The sequence below is a fragment of the Flavobacterium faecale genome, assembly GCF_003076455.1.
Classification (GTDB): Bacteria; Bacteroidota; Bacteroidia; order Flavobacteriales; family Flavobacteriaceae; genus Flavobacterium; species Flavobacterium faecale.
Window position 1 is genome coordinate 3,938,854 of sequence record NZ_CP020918.1, and the last position, 21,471, is coordinate 3,960,324.

19 protein-coding genes and 1 pseudogene are annotated in these 21,471 nt (G+C 32.4%); 7 read left to right on the forward strand and 13 right to left on the reverse strand.

All coding sequences use genetic code 11. The annotated features are described in order from the left end of the window. Positions 1-17: 17 nt before the first annotated feature. Positions 18-911: an IS1595 family transposase gene (locus FFWV33_RS16535; RefSeq protein WP_108741920.1), complete on the reverse strand. Its 894-nt coding sequence runs from the start codon at positions 909-911 to the stop codon at positions 18-20. 753 nt (positions 912-1,664) lie between these two features. On the opposite strand from FFWV33_RS16535, the gene mobA reads away from it, so the two are divergent. From mobA to FFWV33_RS16560, 5 genes are all read left to right on the forward strand, one after another. Further along, positions 1,665-2,105: a conjugal transfer protein MobA gene (gene mobA / locus FFWV33_RS16540; protein WP_108741921.1), complete on the forward strand. Its 441-nt coding sequence runs from the start codon at positions 1,665-1,667 to the stop codon at positions 2,103-2,105. Next, positions 2,102-3,418 (forward strand): conjugal transfer protein MobB, encoded by a 1,317-nt coding sequence (gene mobB / locus FFWV33_RS16545; protein WP_108741922.1) that lies wholly within the window; start codon positions 2,102-2,104, stop codon positions 3,416-3,418. Before mobA ends, mobB begins: the two co-directional genes overlap by 4 nt. Positions 3,419-3,522: 104 nt before the next feature. Further along, positions 3,523-5,529 carry a conjugal transfer protein MobC gene (gene mobC, locus FFWV33_RS16550; protein WP_108741923.1) on the forward strand — a complete coding sequence of 669 codons (2,007 nt, stop codon included), beginning with the start codon at positions 3,523-3,525 and terminating at the stop codon, positions 5,527-5,529. Positions 5,530-5,615: 86 nt separating this feature from the next. After that, the gene (locus FFWV33_RS16555) at positions 5,616-5,906 is read left to right on the forward strand and encodes a helix-turn-helix domain-containing protein (RefSeq protein WP_108741924.1); all 291 of its coding nucleotides are present in this window, start codon (positions 5,616-5,618) and stop codon (positions 5,904-5,906) included. A gap of 14 nt (positions 5,907-5,920) precedes the next feature. After that, the gene (locus tag FFWV33_RS16560; protein WP_108741925.1) at positions 5,921-7,171 is read left to right on the forward strand and encodes a type II toxin-antitoxin system HipA family toxin; all 1,251 of its coding nucleotides are present in this window, start codon (positions 5,921-5,923) and stop codon (positions 7,169-7,171) included. 430 nt (positions 7,172-7,601) lie between these two features. Here FFWV33_RS16560 and FFWV33_RS16565 read toward each other — a convergent pair whose 3' ends face one another. The 9 genes and pseudogenes from FFWV33_RS16565 to FFWV33_RS19610 all read right to left on the reverse strand — a co-directional run bounded on the left by FFWV33_RS16565 (position 7,602) and on the right by FFWV33_RS19610 (position 14,232). Next, a complete protein-coding gene (locus FFWV33_RS16565; RefSeq protein ID WP_108741926.1) occupies positions 7,602-9,683 on the reverse strand; it encodes a type IA DNA topoisomerase in 2,082 nt (693 codons plus the stop codon). A 21-nt stretch (positions 9,684-9,704) separates the two neighbouring features. After that, a complete protein-coding gene (locus tag FFWV33_RS16570) occupies positions 9,705-11,063 on the reverse strand; it encodes a DUF3945 domain-containing protein (protein WP_108741927.1) in 1,359 nt (452 codons plus the stop codon). An 83-nt stretch (positions 11,064-11,146) separates the two neighbouring features. Continuing rightward, positions 11,147-11,452 carry a helix-turn-helix domain-containing protein gene (locus FFWV33_RS16575; RefSeq protein WP_108741928.1) on the reverse strand — a complete coding sequence of 102 codons (306 nt, stop codon included), beginning with the start codon at positions 11,450-11,452 and terminating at the stop codon, positions 11,147-11,149. 270 nt (positions 11,453-11,722) lie between these two features. Further along, positions 11,723-12,568 (reverse strand): RteC domain-containing protein, encoded by an 846-nt coding sequence (locus FFWV33_RS16580; RefSeq protein WP_108741929.1) that lies wholly within the window; start codon positions 12,566-12,568, stop codon positions 11,723-11,725. 261 nt (positions 12,569-12,829) lie between these two features. Beyond that, positions 12,830-12,955, reverse strand: coding sequence for a hypothetical protein (locus FFWV33_RS19700; protein ID WP_281261790.1), 126 nt, complete (start codon positions 12,953-12,955; stop codon positions 12,830-12,832). A 108-nt stretch (positions 12,956-13,063) separates the two neighbouring features. Then, complete coding sequence (locus tag FFWV33_RS19600; protein ID WP_245891553.1) at positions 13,064-13,270, reverse strand: hypothetical protein; 207 nt, start codon at positions 13,268-13,270, stop codon at positions 13,064-13,066. An 18-nt stretch (positions 13,271-13,288) separates the two neighbouring features. Further along, a pseudogene (locus FFWV33_RS19795) lies at positions 13,289-13,348 on the reverse strand (hypothetical protein); the annotation flags it as partial. Positions 13,349-13,504: 156 nt separating this feature from the next. Beyond that, entirely contained in the window at positions 13,505-13,927 is a 423-nt protein-coding gene (locus FFWV33_RS19605; RefSeq protein WP_245891555.1) for a transposase, read from the reverse strand. Next, complete coding sequence (locus FFWV33_RS19610; protein ID WP_245891556.1) at positions 13,927-14,232, reverse strand: DUF4372 domain-containing protein; 306 nt, start codon at positions 14,230-14,232, stop codon at positions 13,927-13,929. The genes FFWV33_RS19605 and FFWV33_RS19610 overlap by 1 nt, the downstream gene beginning before the upstream one ends. A 1,456-nt stretch (positions 14,233-15,688) precedes the next feature. Between FFWV33_RS19610 and FFWV33_RS16590 the strand changes: the two genes are divergently transcribed. Beyond that, entirely contained in the window at positions 15,689-16,081 is a 393-nt protein-coding gene (locus tag FFWV33_RS16590) for a helix-turn-helix domain-containing protein (RefSeq protein WP_108741930.1), read from the forward strand. A 22-nt stretch (positions 16,082-16,103) separates the two neighbouring features. Then, positions 16,104-16,679, forward strand: a complete 576-nt coding sequence (locus FFWV33_RS16595; protein ID WP_159086060.1) for an IS630 family transposase — start codon at positions 16,104-16,106, stop codon at positions 16,677-16,679. 200 nt (positions 16,680-16,879) lie between these two features. Here FFWV33_RS16595 and FFWV33_RS16600 read toward each other — a convergent pair whose 3' ends face one another. The 3 genes from FFWV33_RS16600 to FFWV33_RS16610 form a co-directional block, all read right to left on the reverse strand. Continuing rightward, positions 16,880-18,172 (reverse strand): OmpA family protein, encoded by a 1,293-nt coding sequence (locus FFWV33_RS16600; RefSeq protein WP_108741932.1) that lies wholly within the window; start codon positions 18,170-18,172, stop codon positions 16,880-16,882. A gap of 106 nt (positions 18,173-18,278) precedes the next feature. After that, on the reverse strand, positions 18,279-18,506 hold the full coding sequence (locus FFWV33_RS16605) for a hypothetical protein (RefSeq protein WP_108741933.1): 228 nt from the start codon (positions 18,504-18,506) through the stop codon (positions 18,279-18,281). A gap of 10 nt (positions 18,507-18,516) precedes the next feature. Further along, a complete protein-coding gene (locus FFWV33_RS16610) occupies positions 18,517-21,336 on the reverse strand; it encodes a T9SS type A sorting domain-containing protein (RefSeq protein WP_159086062.1) in 2,820 nt (939 codons plus the stop codon). Positions 21,337-21,471: the final 135 nt, after the last annotated feature.

Consider the following 21,471-nt stretch of genomic DNA (forward strand, 5'->3'; position numbering starts at 1 on the left):
TATTTTGAGGTCAGTAGTTACGAACATATGATTTTAGACTGATATATTTTATCCGACTTAACCATTCGTACTATTAAATTATTGAATATTGTGTCTTTGCTTTGAGAGCGATTAATTCGATAGCAAAATTCATCAAGATACCTGTTTATATTAAAATCACTTACTGAAGAATATGTTGTTCTAACCCATGATTTTACTTGATGTATCATCGTGTGTAATGCCATAAAATTCATCCCATTATTACTTTCTATTTGTGTGATATTGTAATGCTCAAATAAAGGACGATAGCCTTTCCATTTATCTGTAGTTATTTTTGCGCTTTTATCAATGTGCTTGTTAAATATTGTCTGTAATTCTTGAGCTGAATAATTATCAATTTTTAAGGCATACATCCTTTTAACTTTCCCCTTATCTGTTAATTCTACTGCGGTTACAATCTTTTTCTTTTTGCTGTCATAACTCCTTCCTACTTTGCCTTTTTCCTTTCCACCAATAACAAATTCATCAACATGAACGGCTCCATCCATTGGATGATTCTCACTAGACTTCATGGCTTCTCTAACTTTATGCATAAATAAACGTGCTGTTTTTTCTGTAACTCCAAAGCGAACTCCCATATAGCTAGCAGATAAACTTTTAGTTGTGGTTGACATCTCAAAACATATAAAAAAGGCTTTACGTAAACCAAACTTAACCTTATGAAATAAAGTATTTGCAGCTGCGGTTTCTGTATGACTACAAATATTACAAGTTCTGGAAAAATCTTTACGGATTTGACTCTTTGTATGCTTACATTTTAAACAATTAAATCCTTGTTCCCATTTATAATTTGCTAAATATTCCTTGCAGTTTTCATCTGTTTTAAACCGTTCAGCAAAATCTAAAAGGTTTTGTCCTGTAAATAAATCCATAATTCGCTTGTTTTATTGACTTCTAAGATATGAAATTATCTACTGACCTCAATAATTATTTATATCGGTAATTACTTGTATTTGTACTTCTTTAATTAGTTAACTACAGCAATAGGTGTGTACCTCTTTATCTATGATTTTATGTAGTTAAGTAGGCATTTAACAAAATATCTGCACATTTCGTTATGTATGTATATCTGTGGGCAATTCCATGAATATTTATCCACAGAAGTAAGTGCACCTGTACTTAATCATATAACTATCTAGTTCAATTCCTATCTAGTTATAACTATATGACTGTACTTTTCTACAGTGATACTTATATAATTATGTTGTTACGTACATAGCTAACTAGGTATTCTTGTTTGTTTATCAGTACAAAGAAACAGAGCGATATAAGTGCTTTTAACAGTGTGGTTGTTCTTGGCTTTTAGTGACACGATTTGTCCAATCCTTTAACCTCAACATTAAGACATTCAATAGCTTACTTTGTAAAAGGAGAAAATCAATGAACCAATGAAAGGATCAAATCAATTTCTGGATAACAACTGGAACGGCCTAAAGCCGTTTTTTCCCTGCTATAATAAATCCTGTTCCGCCGACAGGCGGACGGATTATCTGTTCACCAGAACAGAGCAAGTTGTGTTTTGAGGCACTCGAAATGAATTCCGTGCCTCAAAACAACTTGCCCTTGCAGGGGCTTAAAACTCCCTCCGAAGTCGGGGTTTTCTAAAAATTACAAATGGAATGATGATGGAAGATCAAGAGAACAAAAAACAACACAAAGGCGGTAGGAACCCCAAAAAGGATCCTAGCATACACCGTTATGTTTTTCGTTTAACGGATCAGGAAAATGCTAAATTCCTATCTCTTTTTGAAGCTTCTGGATTAGACAATAAAGCTCGTTTTATTACTTCAGTACTATTTGAAAAGCAAATCAAAACGGTAAAAGTCGATATGGCAGCAATGGATTATTATATGCGCTTAACCACTTTGTATGGTCAATTTCGTTCAGTTGGTGTCAATTACAATCAGATTGTCAAGATACTATACCGCAATTTTTCTGAAAAGAAAGCAGCAGCTTACCTCTTTAGATTGGAAAAACAAACAATAGAATTAGCCCAGTTGTGTCACGCTATCACTCAATTAACAGCTGAGTTTGAATTGAAACATTTGAAAAAAGAAGAAAAATGATAGCTAAAATTGGTCGTGGAGCAAATATAATTGGCGCGCTTTATTATAATCAACTAAAAGTTGACCAAGAAAATGGAGCAATACTAGCGACCCATAGAATAAGAGAAACAGTCAATGGACAGTTTACAGTTAACCAATTATACAGTTCATTTGAACCCTATTTAATGGCAAATAGACGAACAGAAAAACCTGTTTTACATATCTCACTTAATCCAAATCCAAAAGATAGTGTGACTGATGAAGACTTTAAAAAGATCGCGAAAGACTACATGGATCTTATGGGATATGGAGATCAGCCTTATGTAGTATTTAAACACACTGATATTGAACGAACGCACATTCATATCGTTTCGACTTGTGTAGATCGTTACGGTAAAAAATTACCTGATTCCTATGAGAAATTGCGCTCTATGAATGCTTGTCGCGAACTGGAACAAAAATATCAATTGCTTCCTGCTACTGAAAAGAACCAAAATTCAAAAGAAGTTATTTTTAAACCCGTTGACTACAAAGAAGCCAACGTAAAAAGTCAAATAGCATCGGTAATTCGGCATTTACCTAAGTATTATAAGTATCAAAGTTTAGGAGCTTATAATGCTTTACTTTCACTATTCAATATCACTGCCGAACAAATAACAGGAGAAATTCAAGGTCGGATTAAGCTAGGACTCGTTTATTTTGCATTGGATGAAAAAGGAGAAAAACCAACAAATCCGTTTAAATCATCTCTCTTTGGTAAACAGGCTGGCATGGAAAGTTTACAAAATCATTTTGAACAATCAAAAGTTAAAATGAAAACAGAGCCTTCGAAAGAGATTTTAAAAAATTCAATTGAAGTTGCCATGAACACCACTACCAATGAAATCGATTTTAAGAAACAACTAGTCGATCAGGGAGTGAATACCGTCGTTCGACGAAATGATAAAGAACGAATATATGGAATGACTTTTATCGACCACGAATCCCGCACTGTTTGGAATGGATCACAACTGAGTAAAAATTTATCTGCCAACATTTTTAATGAGTTATGGAAAAAGGATGGAACTCAAAAAGTTCCGAATCCTATTAAAATTGAAAATACAGTTTTACCTAAAAATAAAGAGAATGATTCAAAACCAGAAAATGAAAAACCACACGCTCTTTTCGATTTTCTTAATGGAAATAATTCAACCCATTCTAATATTGATTTTGGCCTTGTAGAAAGCCTTGGAAGTTTGCTGCCAAATGGACAAGGTGAAGATTATGAAGAGCAAGCATTTGCTAATCAAATGAAGAAAAAGGCGAAACGAAACAATCATCGCGGCAAGAAATAGTTTCAGCGAGACAAACAAGGTCAATTGATGCCAACGGAAGTCAATTAACTTAGATTCTTTAACGTTCGATCTATTTTCGCTCGTTACATTTTTAACTTTTCAATATGCAAGGAGAAGACGATTTAAGAGGACTCGCCAAAATAATGGCTTTCATGCGTGCGGTAAGTATCTTATTATTATTGATGCACTTTTACTGGTTTTGTTATAGTTTTTTCTTAGAAAAAGGTTGGACGCTAGAAATCATAAATAGAATACTAGGTAATTTTCAGCGTACGGCAAGCCTGTTCTCTCATACCTTATACACCAAGATTTTTGCTTTGATATTGTTAGCTTTAAGCTGTTTGGGAACAAAAGGAGTTAAAAACGAAAAAATTAGTTGGACAAAAATATACATTGCCTTAATCATTGGATTTATACTTTTCTTTCTCAATACACCTTTGTTGAAGTTGCCTGTTGCAAACGCTATCTCCTTGTACATCTTGACTACCTCAGCGGGCTATATTTCATTAATGATGGCCGGTGTTTGGATTAGCCGTCTGCTTCGTACCAATCTCATGGATGATGTTTTTAATAATGAGAATGAAAGCTTTATGCAAGAAACTACATTGATGCAAAATGAATATTCTGTTAACTTGCCAACCAAATTTTATTTCAAAGGAAAATGGAATGAAGGATGGATAAACGTGGTAAATCCTTTCCGAGCCTCGATTGTTTTGGGAACACCTGGTTCTGGAAAAAGTTACGCCATCATAAACAACTATATCAAACAGCATATCGAAAAAGGATTCTCGATGTACATCTACGATTTCAAATTCGATGATCTTTCTACAATTGCATATAATCATTTATTAAAGCATAGCGACAAGTATATTGTTAAACCAAAGTTCTATATTATCAACTTTGACGATCCTAGCAGAAGCCACCGTTGTAATCCCATCAATCCAGATTTCATGACTGACATATCAGATGCTTATGAATCTGCCTATACCATTATGTTGAATCTTAATAGGAGTTGGATCCAAAAACAAGGGGATTTCTTTGTTGAATCTCCAATTATATTACTAGCCGCTATAATCTGGTTTCTTAAAATTTATGATAATGGAAAGTACTGTACTTTTCCGCATGCCATTGAATTATTGAACAAGAAATATGTTGATGTATTTACCATCCTTACTTCCTACCCTGATCTCGAAAACTATCTTTCGCCGTTTATGGATGCTTGGCAAGGTGGTGCACAAGATCAATTGCAAGGGCAAATCGCTTCCGCAAAAATCCCTCTGTCACGCATGATTTCGCCTCAACTCTATTGGGTTATGACCGGAGATGATTTTTCGTTGGACATTAACAATCCTAAAGAGCCTAAAATTCTATGCGTTGGTAATAATCCAGATCGTCAAAATATTTATTCAGCGGCAGTGGGTTTGTACAATTCGAGAATTATAAAACTAATCAATAAGAAAGGAAAATTAAAAAGCTCAGTGATCATTGATGAGTTGCCAACCATCTACTTCAGAGGATTGGATAACCTAATAGCTACCGCTAGAAGTAACAAAGTAGCCGTTTGTTTGGGATTTCAAGACTATTCGCAATTGACTCGTGATTATGGCGATAAAGAAAGTAAGGTTATCCAAAATACAGTAGGTAATATATTTAGTGGCCAGGTTGTGGGAGAAACAGCCAAAAGCTTATCAGAACGGTTTGGAAAAGTGCTACAGAAACGCCAGAGTTTAACGATCAATCGAAATGACAAATCAACTTCGATATCGACTCAATTAGACAGTTTGATACCCGCTTCTAAAATCTCCACGCTTACCCAAGGGATGTTCGTGGGAGCAGTTTCGGATAACTTTGACGAACGCATCGAACAGAAAATTTTCCATTCGGAAATTGTCGTTGATAATGATAGAGTATCTGCAGAAACCAAGGCCTATAAAAAAATTCCCGAGATTTTATCATTCACGGACGACAACGGACAAAACAATATGAAGATCGAAATTGAAGCTAATTACAAACAGATAAAACGCGATATTGTTTTAATTATCGAAAGTGAATTAGATCGTATTAAAAATGATCCTGACTTACAGCATTTGGTTCAGGAGGTTAAAGATTAAAACTGTAGTTAAATAAATCATTATGTAATGTTTGTTATTATGTACATATTTGTTATTTTTGTTCATATTAATGAACATTTATAAAAATGAGCGCAAAAAAACAAATTGTCTTCCCTAAACACCAGCTCCTTCTAGAGCAAATGGGTGAGAATATTAAATTAGCTCGAAAAAGAAGAAAACTAACCGCCATACAAGTTGCTGAAAGAGCCGATATTGCTAGAACCACTTTATACCAAATAGAAAAAGGAAATTCAAGTGTGGCAATAGGTGCTTATTTCAATGTCCTTAGGGTATTAGGCTTACAAGATGACTTTCTAAAACTAGCAGCCGATGACGAACTAGGAAGAAAACTCCAAGACCTTGACCTCTTAAAATAATCAAAACATGCAATATGTCACCATCTAAAACCGATATTTACGTTTATGCCCATTGGCAGGAAATGAAGGAACCTAAATTGATAGGTGTCTTATCTGCACAACAAGCCAAAGGGAAAAAAGCTTTCAGTTTTGAATACGATAAAAATTGGCTTAAAACAGAACAAAAATTTCTTTTGGATCCGGACATCCAATTATACGGTGGTCCACAATACCCAAACCAAAAAGAAAACTTCGGTATTTTTTTAGACAGCATGCCTGATACTTGGGGACGTACCTTAATGAAACGTCGAGAAGCCCAACAAGCTAGAGAACATAATGAAAAACCAAAAACTCTCTATGATATAGATTTTCTGCTTGGAGTATATGACGAAAGTCGAATGGGAGCATTACGATTTAAAACCGATCCAAATGGAGATTTCGTAGATAACAATAAAACCGCTTCTACCCCACCCTGGTCTTCTATTCGAGAACTGCAAAACGCTGCAGCAAATTTCGAAAATGACAACAACAATGGAGAAGTGAACAAATGGTTATCAGTACTTATGGCACCTGGATCTTCATTAGGTGGTGCAAGACCAAAGGCGAATATTTTAGACAGTGACAAAAGTCTTTGGATTGCCAAATTCCCATCTAAAACAGATACTATTGATAAAGCAGCGTGGGAGTTTCTTGCCTATAAATTAGCTATCAGCGCCAGAATCAACATGGCTCCCTGTCGAATCGAGAAAATAATGGGAAAACACAATACTTTCTTTACCAAGCGCTTTGATAGAAAGAACGGTGAAAGAATTCATTTTGCATCGGCTATGACTATGACAGCTAACAATGAAGATACTATAAGAGACAATCCCGCAAGTTATTTAGATATTGCCGAATTCATTAGCAATTATGGCGCAAAGATAGAAGAAAATCTACACCAACTATGGCGTAGAATAATCTTTAATATTGCTATTTCTAACACCGATGACCATTTACGTAACCATGGATTTATATTGACCAAAGAAGGTTGGATCCTCTCCCCTGCTTACGATCTTAACCCCTCCATTGACAAAGATGGTTTGGCACTAAATATAGATATGGATAATAATGCACTAGATTTTGAATTAGCTAGAAGTGTCGGTGCGTATTTTAGATTGAACACTTTGCAAATGGATGATATTATTCAAGAAGTTACACAAATTACAAGTAACTGGAGAACGATTGCTGCAGAAATAGGAATTGCTAGAAGCGAGTTAGAATTGATGGAAAACGCTTTTATTTATTAGAGATAGTTTAAATAATCCGTCTCACTCCAGTCATTCTCTTTGCTCCGTTCGGCTGCTTCAGTCGGTATGCTTTCAATAGTAAGGTGTAAACGAAATTTGTTTTTCGGCATACCTACCCTACGCAGGCACTTCACAGCCAATAAAAAAACAGCCTCTTAAAAATAAGAAGCTGTCTTTTTACGCTGTTCCGTTCCTCAGCTGCACACGTTCATTCCTTATATTCGGTCAGGCTAAATCAACTGGATAAAGCTTCATTTCGTTATGCTCCGTTCCTACGCTCCACTGCATTCCAGCCCTATCCAATTGATAGCCTTCCTTTTTACAATATGAGTTGATACTCAAATAATTTGCCTCTTATTGTTTTACGTGAAGTACAGCTTTCATTCACAGTTACATTTTGCTAAAAACAAAGAGAACTAATTCAATGACTCTATCTCTTTTTCTTGTTATCCGGAAATACGAATGATGTTTCTCCACTTACATTCATTACAATAAAAGCGTCAAATTTTTTACCTGATTTACTAAATAATCCTTTAAGAAGACTTGTCTTTCCATTTGTAATCAGTGCTTCCAAATCTACTAGACTGAGTTGCAACCCACAGATATTTCGGAACTGGGTCCAATTGCATTTTTCATCCTTGCATTTCACTAGCTTGTCCCGAATAAATACTTTTTCGACCTTACATTTTGGACAAATCAGATTAGGTACTCGCTCTACTTCTATAGCTAGATCTAGAATCTCCTGTGTTAAACTGACTGTAAAATCCTCAATTTCCTTCTCGAAGGTGACTAAATCTGACTCACTATTCTCTATTTTTTGTAACGCTAGTTCCCACTTGGAGGTTAATATCACATTGGCAATATTTTTGTCTTTTACCAATTCATAAACCTTTAATCCTTTTTCTGTAGGTAGTAATAGTTTCTTATCACGTTTGACGTATTCTCTCTTAAAAAGGGTTTCAATAATAGCTGCTCTTGTTGCTGGTGTTCCAATCCCTACATTTTGAATTGCTTTACGCTCCTGCTCATTTTCAATCTGACTCCCTGCATTTTCCATTGCAGAAAGCAAACTTGCTTCTGTATAAATAATTGGAGCTTTGGTTTTCTTTGCTACTACTTTTGCTGCTTTAATTTTAAGTTCATCACCAATTTTTAGAGTTGGTAATTCCTGAATAGGATCTTTATCTTCATCACTAAAATTACCTTTGACAATCCTCCAACCTGCATCCAGAATTTTAACTCCTTTTAAGGTAAAATCGTAGTGAGAAACTTGTACCACAACGTTTGTTATTTCTTTAGTACAGATAGGAGAAACAGATTCTAATAACCGATAAACTATCATTTCGTAAATTGCATTCTCTTTGGCTGATAATGCAGATGGAATCTTATCGGTAATCAAGATACCATGGTGATCGGTGACTTTTAAATCATTGACGATTCGCTTATTCAAGCGACCTATTTTCATTTTAGCCACTGCAGCTTTAAATTTGTCCATCTCTTCTGTTATCCTTATTAACTTCGAAATTTCTTCCCACATGTCTTCAGGAATATATTTACTGACAGTACGTGGGTAACTAATGAACTTCTTCTCATAGAGACTTTGAGCAATTGTAAGCGTTTCTTCAGCTGTTAGATTTAGCTTTATATTAGCCTCTTTCTGCAATGCTGTCAAATCAAATAATAATGGTGGTTGTTCATTTATAACTTTAGTTTCTACAGCAGTTACTGAAGCCAAACCGTATTTATGAATTGTTTTCAATACATAATCTGCTTTTTTAGCTTCATCCCATTTCATGGTCGAAAGACTTTTAAAATCAAGGTATTCTTTGTTATGTTCCAGTTCTATTTGCCAATATTGCTCAATGGCAAACGCCTTATTTTCCAAAAAGCGTTTACAAATTAATGCAAGCGTTGGCGTCTGAACCCTACCTAACGAATAAACACCTCCTCTACTGGTAACCGTTAGTGCTTGCGAAGCATTAATTCCTACTAACCAATCGGCACGACTTCTGCCTAATCCTGCATGATATAGACTGTCAAAATTGCTTCCTGATTTCAAATTATCAAGTCCTCTAAGAATTGCCTTTTCAGTTAATGAGCTGATCCATAAACGTTCAAAAGGCTTAGTGCAGTTCAAATACTCGTATATGTAACGAAAAATAAGCTCCCCCTCACGTCCTGCATCTGTGGCTACAATAATACTTTCGCAGTTTTTAAATAGTTGATCAATAATGTTTAGCTGCTTCAAAGCACCTAGGTCACGGACATAACTTTTGTCTTTTTTGACCTTACGTACTGTCAATAAAAATGGTTTAGGTAATATAGGCAAAGTCTCCCTTTGAAAACCATTAATGCCATAATCATCTGGCATGGCCAAAGACACTAAATGTCCAAACGCCCAGGTTACCTGATATCCATTTCCCATCAGGTAACCTTCCTTCTTTTCTTTAGCTCCTAACAAGAGAGCAATCTCTCGAGCAACACTTGGTTTTTCTGCAATTACAACTTTCATTTGGACTTGTCTTAATAGTAATTACATTTTTCGACCTTTCGATTTAGCAGCTGCTTTTGGCTTCTCCTGTTCCTCTTGCTGCTTTGAGCTATCAGGATTAGTCTGTTTGCTTTTCAAGGGCTCTTTGCTGTTTTTAGTAGCCTCGTTGGTTTTACCTTCAGAGTTTACAGCAACCTGTGTTTTACTTTCTTCTTTAGTTTGCGCTTTTTCCTTTACTTTATTCGGATTATCAAATGAGAAACCTGTTTTACCACTGTCTTTATCGAATGTGATATAGCCTTGATATTCTTTTCCTTTTTTATCAAGCAAACCACTTACATAAACTGTTTGTCCTTCTTTGAATTTTTCAAATTGTGCAGCATCTAGTTCTTTCCCACGAAAGTTTTTAGGAGCTTCAATATTTTGATTTTCAGTTTGCTTGTTGATGCTTCCTCTGTCGAATAGAAACTCAACATATCGTTTGTCTGCGTTAAACTGTACTGAAGCGTTAAAAGGCTCTCCTGTTTTAGAAATCATACCTTCCAAATACAAAGGTTTTCCTTCCGATAATATATTTTTTTGTTGATCATCAAGTTTAACACCCTTGATTTCATTGGGTATCTTGATTAATGTTGTTCGAAGTGCGATAAGTTCGTTAGTCAGTTTATCTATACTAATAATCGACGGAATTTTTTCACCTGTCTTAGGATTTGTTAAATCAACTATTCTCCCCATATTTCCATTTTTCAACAAATTATCTTTGTCTTCTTTTGTAAATTCATGACCAAAGAACTTAAATTGTAATTGGGGTTCTTTTCGAATTCCGTGAATGGCTAGAACAACTTGTCCATCCTCTTTAGCTTGGAGAGAAAGTCTTGCATCCATTCGTGTAACTGATGTTCCCAAATCAAGACTTACGGGAACCAATTCATTGGTCTTAAATCCTTTTAACAGCGGGTCTAATAAGTTCATTTTTTCGAGACGCTCTTTGCTTAATCCCAGATTAGTCATTGCTTTCCAATCTATTTGCTCTACTTTATAGCGATAGTCGCTAGTTTCTGGGGTTGACTGTTTTGTTTCCATAATCGTATTGTTTTCTTGTTTATAATCTGTTATAGTTTTTACTGTTTCAATCATTCCTTTAAAAAAATGAAAATGTATTGGATCTTTAAGCTGTGAATAAAAATTGGAAAAAAAATTAGAAAACAAATCGCCTTGTTTGTCAACACGCATGAATTGATTTTCATTTTTTTTATTAGAAATTAAGGTTTGCAAATCTTTATTTTTACCATTTTCCTTTGAAGTCTCAATTTTCTTTTTGTTTTTATCTATTAGCAATGAAACATCTGAAAACTGTCCTTCTACTGGTACATTATCAATATATTTTTCGCTCGGCTCCATCCTATTTTTCAATTTGATTATTCGAAAATAAATAGATGAATAAGTACTATTTGAAAACTGACTTTTAGTGGAACAATTTGTCTTTAATTGACTCTTATGTAATGGCAAGGAGCGTTAAAACTATCTCGAATAAATTGATGAACATCTGATAATTTATAATAGATTTTTCCACTAATTGTGTAATAAGGTAATTTACCTGAAGATCTGTAACGTTGAAGTGAACGATTACTAATTTTTAACATCTGAAGTAGGTCTTGATTATCTAGCAGTTCTTCTCCGTCAATATTATTTCGATTCTTTTGAACATTATTAACTTGTTCATTTAAAATATCAAAACGATCCATGATACGCTCCATCCAGGCTATAAATTCAATTCTATCTATATTCATATGAGCTTAATTTTAAGATTAGTACAACAACTTACTGGTCTGGTACAAATTTGAATATGATTTTATAGTTATTCCGCCAATGACAACCAATTGAAAAAAAACTTTTTATGGATTAATAATAGTAAAAACGTTTATTTGTTCTAGATTTAAGTCCTATTAGCAAGTCAGTATCTAATGGAAATAGATACTGACTTGCCTACAGAGCAATTGGCGTTTATGGGTAAAAAAAACAGCGTAGAGACACGCTGTTTTTTTGAAGAATTGCATGAGTCATAAATTCTTATTCATATAATCTTCAAGTGATAATTTTAGCTGGTCTATGAAAGCTGTTCTCGAACCTGTTCTTTCTTTCATCCGGTGAAATGCATGGTGAATATCACCCAAATGAATTTTAAATAAAACGAAAAAAGCTAAATTGATTTTCCGAATACTTACTTTCCCATGAGAGATAGCTCCGCTAGCATGGAGCGCATAAATCAATTCTATAAGTGAATTTTTTGAATCAGTCCAAAACAAATCTTTGACCGATTCTGAATTTTGAAGTGTTTGATTAATCGTATGGTCAGTATCTGTTTTCGATAATAAGTAATGATAGAGTAATTCATTAGCTATTATTTTAGCCACTTTATAATCGTAATAAGTTGAAAAGCTAGAATCTATTTCGAATACTATACTACTAAGTCCGTTGTGATAATTGATCTTCCCTAATGTATAGTACTCATTATCTTTATCATTCCTACCCGACCGGTAGTATCTATAAAAATCCGAATTACGAATATGCTCATTGAAATCTTGCTTAAGTTCTTCTAATTCATTGATGAAATAGGCCTCATACATTTTTCCATTATATACAGGACAGGATGTTTCAATCCTAAATACTTTGTTGTAAAAAATTAACTTCCCTAATATTTGAGGCTTTATATTTTTAAAGAAATTAATTTCTTCGGACTCATCTTCAAATCCTTCTTCAAATATTTTGTCTTTTGTATCTTCTAAAACTTTACGTAAGTAGGTTGTTAATTTATACGATTCATCTATCAAGCAACAGTCACCTTCAACAAAAACTGACTCAACTTTCTTAATATCATCTAGTAAATAATTTAATGAGTTTTTCATAGCCTAATTTTTAAAAAAATTATATCCACTAAGAAAAAATTAATTGTACCGAGTAATCTTACTAATCTAAATTAAGAAATAAAGAGAAAAATAATACAACGGATAATAAATCTTTTCGATTATTTAATATTTAGTTAACAATGCGGTCAAGGTTTAAAAAATTAAATTTATTAAACTCGGAAGCTGTTTTTCCAAAAATAAAGATTAATAATCCCTCGCTTCACCATACTTAACTTTCTATTTAAATATCATTATTTTTAATTAACCAATAAATGGCGGTTCTATAGGTTGTCGAATCCTTCTTACTACTACTGAAAGCAAATCATCAGCTGCTTTGTCCCTATTTTTTTGAAATTCATATTTAAATCCTTTTAATGGAGTCATCATTATTGAGTTTTTTTTATTTTCCTTATCAATCCTGTCCTAAATAAAATTGGAGCATACTAAAGCCGACCATTTCATTTCATTTAGTTTAAGTAATAAAATACTAATTTTTTAAAACAGATCCCCTTGTATGTAACCAGGAGGAGGTTCTATATGATATTGAAATGGTCTATCTAACCATTTTTGCAAGTCAATTTTAACAAAAAGATTCAATCTGATGAAAACTACTAGATTGGACAAGTACCAATCAAATTTTGATTGTGCTTTTAACGCTTTTAGAATTAAAATGGTAATCAAGGCTGTCCATATTTGAATCATAACTGCATTTTCAGATGTTCATATAAATGATTTGATATGCAGTAACAGTTTGATGTCTCTAAAAAAAATTTCCACTTGCCATCTACTCTTGTATAATTCACTGACAGTATTGGGGGACCAACGAAATTAATTAGTAATCAGCTCGATTACTTGTCCATTTTCATCATTCCATGCAGATACTCTTCTTAAATTATTAGAGTATTTTAATTTTGAAGGGGCCTATGTTAATTGAATCTAAGATTCGATAATTTCATCTTTGATAATATGGTGATGACGATATTCGGGTACCTCATTTTCTTTGACTGTTGTGAATTGCAAATTTTCCTTATGTCTAATTACTAAAAATACCTCATTACTGTCCCAAATATTTAATAGTGAGAAATCATTATAAAATCTATTAGCAACAATAACTCTGCCCTTTAGTAGAGGAATCTCGTAATCCCCTTTGTTATCTGCCGTTTTGCCATTAGTAATGTTAATATAAGCTAGGAGATTACCCTCAAAATCGAATAATGTGTGCATTTTTATAGCTCCTTTGGCTCTCTTATATTTTGCCCAATCAAACAAACTTATTGTAGTTGAATGTAGTAAAAAAATCTTTGACTTAATTGTAAATTTAACTTGCTTAAATCTAGGATGCTGTCCTAAACTTTGCATCAGTTCAAAATAATAATCTCTAAAAGTTCATGAGAGCGATTTTTGTTTTGATAACTTATCGAAGACTTTGATGGAGCTTTATTTATTCCAAGATGATTTAGTTTCCCTGTTGCAGATCGAAGTCCATTGTTAATATATCGAACAGACTGACTCTTTGCAAATTGACAAAAAAGCATTGAAACTAAGTGATTCCAGCTGTTGAATCCTTTAATATGCTTGTCTGTTTCTATCTTGGAAACTATTTTATTGAATTTCGAACGGTCTAACTTTGAGATTATTTGAGAAAACAGCGTTATATTCGCCATAAGAGGGCGGATTTTTGTTATGCAACTTAAAGATAATTTGAGATACAAAATTCAACCCTCTTTTTTGCGCTTATTTTTTTAACTTTTAGGACACTATTGCTTCCATATCCAAAAAAAAAGTCTTGATTGATGTAAATTTTGTCTTCAAAAAAAAAATATTTGTTTTATTAGACCAAACCTCTTTAAATAGTGTTAAGTTATTTACCGAAACTGATATTATTTAAATTTCTTCTGCAACATAAATCATTTTATCAATCCAAAAGGCCATTTCGTGTAGCTTTTATCCAAAATAAGACAATCATTTATTAGAACAATTTCCTTTATTTGTAAGGCCCTTAACTATTTTAGCTAATCGTTTTTGAAAAAAAGTAATTATCTGCATACTATCGAGTAAACTCTGGTCTACGTGACGAACTTGAGGCATAAAATCTTCAAAAAGTGAACTCGAAATATTTCTAAATACTTCAAATAATTGATTTAGTTTATTTGATGAACTTGAATAAGAATCTAAATTGGAAACTAAGAATGCAAATAATACGATGCAAATCCATATGTTTTCTTTATCGTGAATTGATGTCCTTCTTCAATGAAAAATAAAAATATGGTCATAATATTTTGGTGCTTTAGATCTTGTAATGTCTAGTTACTAAATTTTTCACAAATCGTTAAATAGATATCTACTAATTTTAACACTTTAGACATAATAATAATAATATGTTAAAATGCATATCAAACATATTTTAATTATATTGAATTTTAATTTTTTAACATAATAATCTAAAAGATATTTTTTTTAATTTAATTTTCTCAACCGTTGATTAGTATAAATAATGAATTATGACCAATTATTCTAATTATATGCTCAGATCAAATGCGCTTACAGAATTAAAATTATATTACATAAAACAAAAAAACTTGCAAAAATGTTCCTGCAAGATTTAATTAATTAATTATGTGAGTCCAACACTATATCTTTTTTTTCAGAACTAGACAGACTAATTGAATACTTTGAGATTGCTTTATTTATTCCAAAAAGAATTAGGTTTCCTGTTACCAAGCGAAGCACATTGCAAATTTATCGAACAGACTACTCTTGGTGAATTGACAAAAAGCATGTTAACTAAGTAATTACAGCTATTGATTCCTATATTATATTTATATGATTCTTTTTGGGAAACTCTTTTGTTAAATTTTCGATCGGTCTAACTTTGATATTTTTCGATAAATTATGATATATCTAGCTTAACAGAGCATTTTTTTGTAGTCTAGCTCAAAAATGATTTAAAGATAAAAAATTCAAAACTCTTTTTTGTAGTAAGTTTTTAAACGTATAGGACATTATTGATAATTTATCTTTTAATTAAATTTTACAACATTATTCTAACTAAGTAATAAGAATAAAATAATGTCGTATTTTATTGTTAATACATAAAAAAATTACTATATTTATCTCATTATGAGATATGTAACACTAAAAGAAGAAGAGGTTTTGGTACTAGAGCACCTTTACCAAAATAGCCCTAATAATACCGTTAGAAAACGTAGTCAATGCCTTGTTTTATCACATCAAAGACACAAGATTAATGACTTGGCTTCTATTTTTAAAGTCAGTCGCAGAACGATTGAACGTTGGTTTGATAGTTGGGCTAGTATTGGGGTTGATTCTCTTGCTATATTAGAAGGAAGAGGAGCAAAAACTCTTTTAAAAGACTATACGGAAGAAGTTTCCAAGCAATTAGAACTTCACAATAGAAATTTAAAAAATGTATTAATTTACTTTGAGGAGCAACACAATATTGTCATCTGCAAAAAGACTTTGCAGAATTTTTTAAAAGTTACTGGGCTATAAGTGGAAAAGAGCTAGGCTCTCTTTGAAAGGCAAACGCAACGAAGAACAATTTAGATTTAAACAAGAGCAGATAGAAACATTAAAGAGTTTGGAAGATAGCGGTTATATTGATTTATATTTTGGAGACCAAAGTCATTTTGGACTCTCTCCTAATGTGCCTTATGCTTGGCAAACAAAGGATAATCCAATTTTGTTACCCGCTGCTAAAGGTAAATATCAGAATGTAGTTGGATTAATGACCCGTAAAAATAAACTCTATTTCGAAACACTTGAAACAACCTTTAATTCAGATAGAATCATCAGTTTTATGAATCGATTTGTGGAGCAAACCATTAAAAAAACCATTGTAATTCTTGACAATTCTCCCATACACAAATCAAAGAAGTTTATGGCTAAAATAGAAAAATGGAAAGAAAAAGATGTTTTAATTTACTTTTTGCCACCTTATTCTCCAGAGTTAAACCTGATTGAAATTCTATGGCGGAGAATAAAATATCAATGGTTAGATTTTGATGCTTATAAATCATTCGAAAACCTCAAAGAAAAATTAAATTTTGTCCTTACTAATTTTGGAACAAAATACGACATTAAATTTTAACCATTACTTATACAGTGAGCACAGGCCAAATAATAACTTATAAAATAAAAAACACTTACAAAAATATTTTTGCAAGTGTTTAAGTGACAATTATATATGTCACCAATTATCTACAATAAGATATTATTATAGCACTAAGATTACTATTTAGTTTATATATTTAATTAATCAGTGATAACAAGTTGAATTTTGAAACATACTTAATTAATTTTAAAAATAACCCTTCTAACTAATTGTCTGGCAACTTCTGACTCTTTAGGCACTGAATCATCTTCTCCCTTTGCAATAATAGTTAACCTACTAGCATCAATACCTGATTTTATAATAATGTCAGCTACATTGTTAGCTCTAATTTGTGATAATTTTTTGTTATAACTAGTGTCTCCCAATTCATCAGCATATCCAATTACATCTAATTTTGATTCAGGATTTTCCTTAAGGTATTTGAGTAAAAAGTTAATAACAGATATTGAACCTGTAGATACTGTACTTTTGTCAAAGTCAAAGAATACATTTACATATTGCGAATTTATCATATTACGTGCTTGTACATTGGTAACATTTTCATTCCCAGAAACTGCATTATTAATAATCTTTGAATTATCTACTTTAACATCTTTTGACTGCTCTAATTTAGCAGCAGTTACATTTTTACTTACATCCCTAAGTTTTGATTCCAGAATGTCTAATCTTGCCAACAAATCGTCCGTTTTTTCACTTTTACTCTCATTAAACCAATCAGCATGAATGTCTTTTTTACCCAAGTAGAAGGTTATGCCAGCTCCTGCAGAATAAATTATACCAGTTGCATTATTACTAAGATCTGCATTAGTTTTCCCGTCAAAGTTTAGCTGCTGTGAAAAATTCTTATTAATAGTATAATCTATATTAAGAGCTAAATGATCGGAAACTTTTACTAAAATCGTAGCTCCAGTAACTATACTATACATATTATCTACCGAAAAATCCTTTGCTTTATAAAAACTACTTGAAGACTGAACTACTTGACTTTGCAAAAAAGACAGTCCAGGGCCAAAATGTAATTGTAATCCAAAAGTATGTGTAAATTCTTCCCAGTTTAGCACTTGATGTACATTTATAACCGCTTGCAAATTTGAACTATACAAATTGTTACTGAATGGCATACTTTTACCAGTATTAGAAATATGGTCATAACCTAGTCCTAACATTAAGCCAAATTTTGTATTAAACATCTTTCGCAAGTTGATATCAAAATGATTGACCATTGGACTAGTAATATAATTTGATTTAGCAGAATAGTATCCTACTGTAAAAGGACCAGCAGGCATATTATAACCACTATTTGCACTTAATGACCATGTATTGAAACTTTTGCTATTTAAATCTGAATTTATTGATTTCTCATTAAATTTCCTATCCTTATGTAAAATAATATCCTTAGAAAATTCTTCTTGAGAAAATCCGTTTATAATGGTCATTGTTATTAGAAAAAGGGTAATAATATTTTTCATGTTCTTCAACTATAAGTTAAAATTCTTAGCTTGAATTATTTTTTTAAAATAGAAAGCAATACTCTCTGGTAGTGTCTTCTTGTACTAAAAAATACAAGAACATTTATTAATATATTTCTACTTCTCGGTTTTTTCTAATCAATACAATCGCTATAATTATACCTGTAATCAATAAAGGAAATTCTATACCATCAATGGGTAAAGGTACCGGATCCTCTGCCGGGTCTCCAGATCCACCACCAAATCCTGGGTCAGGACCTGGATCCCAACCTTGAGAAAAACATAGAGTAGAAAACAAAATAGAATACATTAAAATGAGTTTTTTTAAATTCATAACTAAATATTTATTTAATAATTATTTTTGTAGTAGATCGATCACTATTTTTTAAATTGTATATTTCAATAAAATATAGTCCAGCACCTAATTTACCATCAAGTTTTATTGATCCAACACCATTATCTATTAAAAAATCACCGTTACAAACTAACTGTCCTACAGTATTATATATCTTATATAAATAACTATCTGATGATTTTCCTTCTTCAAGATTTACCATAATAGCATCCTGACTATTGGCAGGATTTGGATATACACTGAAATTTGTAGTAACTACGTCTGCAGTTTTTAAAGATGACTCCTGCTGAAATACAACTTCAAAACGATTTCCAACACTTTTCGCATCAGTAGTAACTTGAAAAATATATTCAAAAATTGATCCATCTAAGGGTAATTCAGTTTTTGAACCGTTAAATAAATCTTTCAAATAGGCCTTCCCAGAGTAAGTGAAATTAGTACCATATAACTTCAACTTGTAATTAATTCCTACTAGAGCATCTGTTATACGGACTGTTAAAAAATCATTATCTACTATTGAAGCTCTGTGTTCAATTGACAATGAAAAATTATTTGTAAATAAGGCTAAGTTTTCACCTATATTACTAATTTTTCTACCATCATTAATATCTAAACCATTATTACCACCATCATAAAAAGCAGCTACACAACCATCCCTATTGGAATAAATATCATCAACTTGTTTTTCTAAAATTACTCTAAATAAAGCTGGTGATGCATTAATTTTAGTCGAACTAAACTTATTTAAGGTCGTATTAGCTACGGCACTACTTTTATGTGATTCTTTAATTGTTAATGAGGTTGTTGTAGAAGATGCCCTAACAAAAAAAGCTTGTCCTGATTGTAAAATTGTGCTTCCATTAAACACCGTACCCGCGTTACTATAACCTACGATAGGATCCCACGCAACATAGCTTCCTAATCCAATTGTTGGATCGATTACCCAAATCTTATTAACACCATTATTTTCAGGTTCATCTAAAACGGATTTAAAATCAATCGGACTAGCGTAAGGATTACCTATTAAATAAAATTTGTTGGAACCAATATTATTATAAGATACATCACCAATATTGAGTGTACCAGAAGCACTAAGTAAAGCTTGTGTGCTTCCAGTATTTGCAACACCTTCTAAATTACTTGATAATAAAAAGGAATTTGAAGCAAATAATAAAAACCCTTGGTTTATAGAAGCTGTAAATAAAGGTTGGGACAAAGTATTTGTTACATAAGACCAAGTACCTAGAGTATTATCAAATTTTCGTAAATTGTAACTTGAATTATTAATATAAGTTAAACCATTTCCAACAGAACTTACTTGTAAGGAAGATCCAGTATCTTCCGCAGTTAACGTACCGTCAGGCCCCCAAAGATCTACACCGTGATCTAATCCTGTATACGTTCCATTATTTTGCCAATTTTCCCAAACTGAATTCCCTGTACTACCTTTAACTGGTGCAGTCAAAAGCCTCCAACTTCTTTGATTATTTGGTAGATATCGTTCGACCATAACCTTTCCCTTTAATACTGTACCATTTAATAACGTTGCTACCCGTGCAGTTTTGAGTTCATTTGATGTTAAATAGATAAAATTATCTGCTATATTTACAGTTGAACCATTTGGAATATCTAGAACATCTGTTACACTGACTCTTCCTGTTCCACTTATCGTACAATTAACATTAATAATTAAATTTTCTACAACAATAGTGTTTGTATTTAAAACTACTCCATTAGTTGAATTAACCTGAACTGTTTTTATAGAATTTAATAAAGTACTTCCTGGATAATATGCAGGTAAATCATTTATAACTGTCGGAATAGAATTCTGTTCGTAAACAACGTTGTATTGAGCTGATTTTGTAGCCAATCTTAATCGGGAATTAGTACCAGATGCAAAAGTACCAACTGACCTATAAATAGTAGCACCATCGTTCAGTCTCATCTGATTTGCTGCTGACGAAGAAAAGACTCCTAATTTCAAATTCATACTTCCTCCGCTTACAATTGAAGTACTTGACCCCCCAGATATAAAAGTTCTGTTTGAATTTAGAATTAAATCTTTGTAAGCTAAACTCGGAAGTGTATAATTAGTAGTTGCGGTAGATCTAAATTCTACACTACCCCCAGTAAAATTAGGCCCCTTCTGAACATCTGTAGGAATTGTTGGATTGGTATTCCTGAATATTATAAATGGTGAACCTTGATTATCATTATCTGTTCTATATCCTAAGGCAGTCGGTCCTGAACCAACGGCTGGTATGGATAAAATACCATCAAGATCGATCACTCCAGAACGATGTCTAAGTCTTGACTCGTTATATAAACTTCCCTTTACAGGAGTCGTAGAAACAATATTTCCTGTAATTTTAAATAAGGTAACATTATCCACATATAGCGTAGTTAACTTGGTGCTAGTAGGGTAAGAATTATCCATCTCATCAAGTCCTATTATAACATTTAAAACTTGAAGACTACCTCCTCCAGAGATATAAGTATTATTGTTAACTATATTACTAGGCCTAACTGAAAAATTACCACTTACTATTAATGAGAAACCTTTATTTATAACTAATTGAGCTAGTGCAGTACCAGACAATGAATTAATAGAGGAACAAGCAGCATTAGCTGTGACGGTAACGGTGTGATTACCAATATTAACAATGTCCCCCGTGGTTGGCACACCACTTGGCGACCAAGTGGAAGAACTATTCCAATTTCCAGAAGCAGAACTTGTATAAGTAGCTGCTAACATGATGTTTGAACTACACAGCAATAAAGTAAAAAGTAAAGTGTAAAGTATTTTCATTCCATTTAAAATTTAAAAAAATTGACAATTTATAAAATATGGTAATTAATATAATTACTAAAAAAACTTTTTTACGGTATTTTATTTATATTATAATAGTTATAAGAACATTTAAAATACTTCAATAACCAAGCA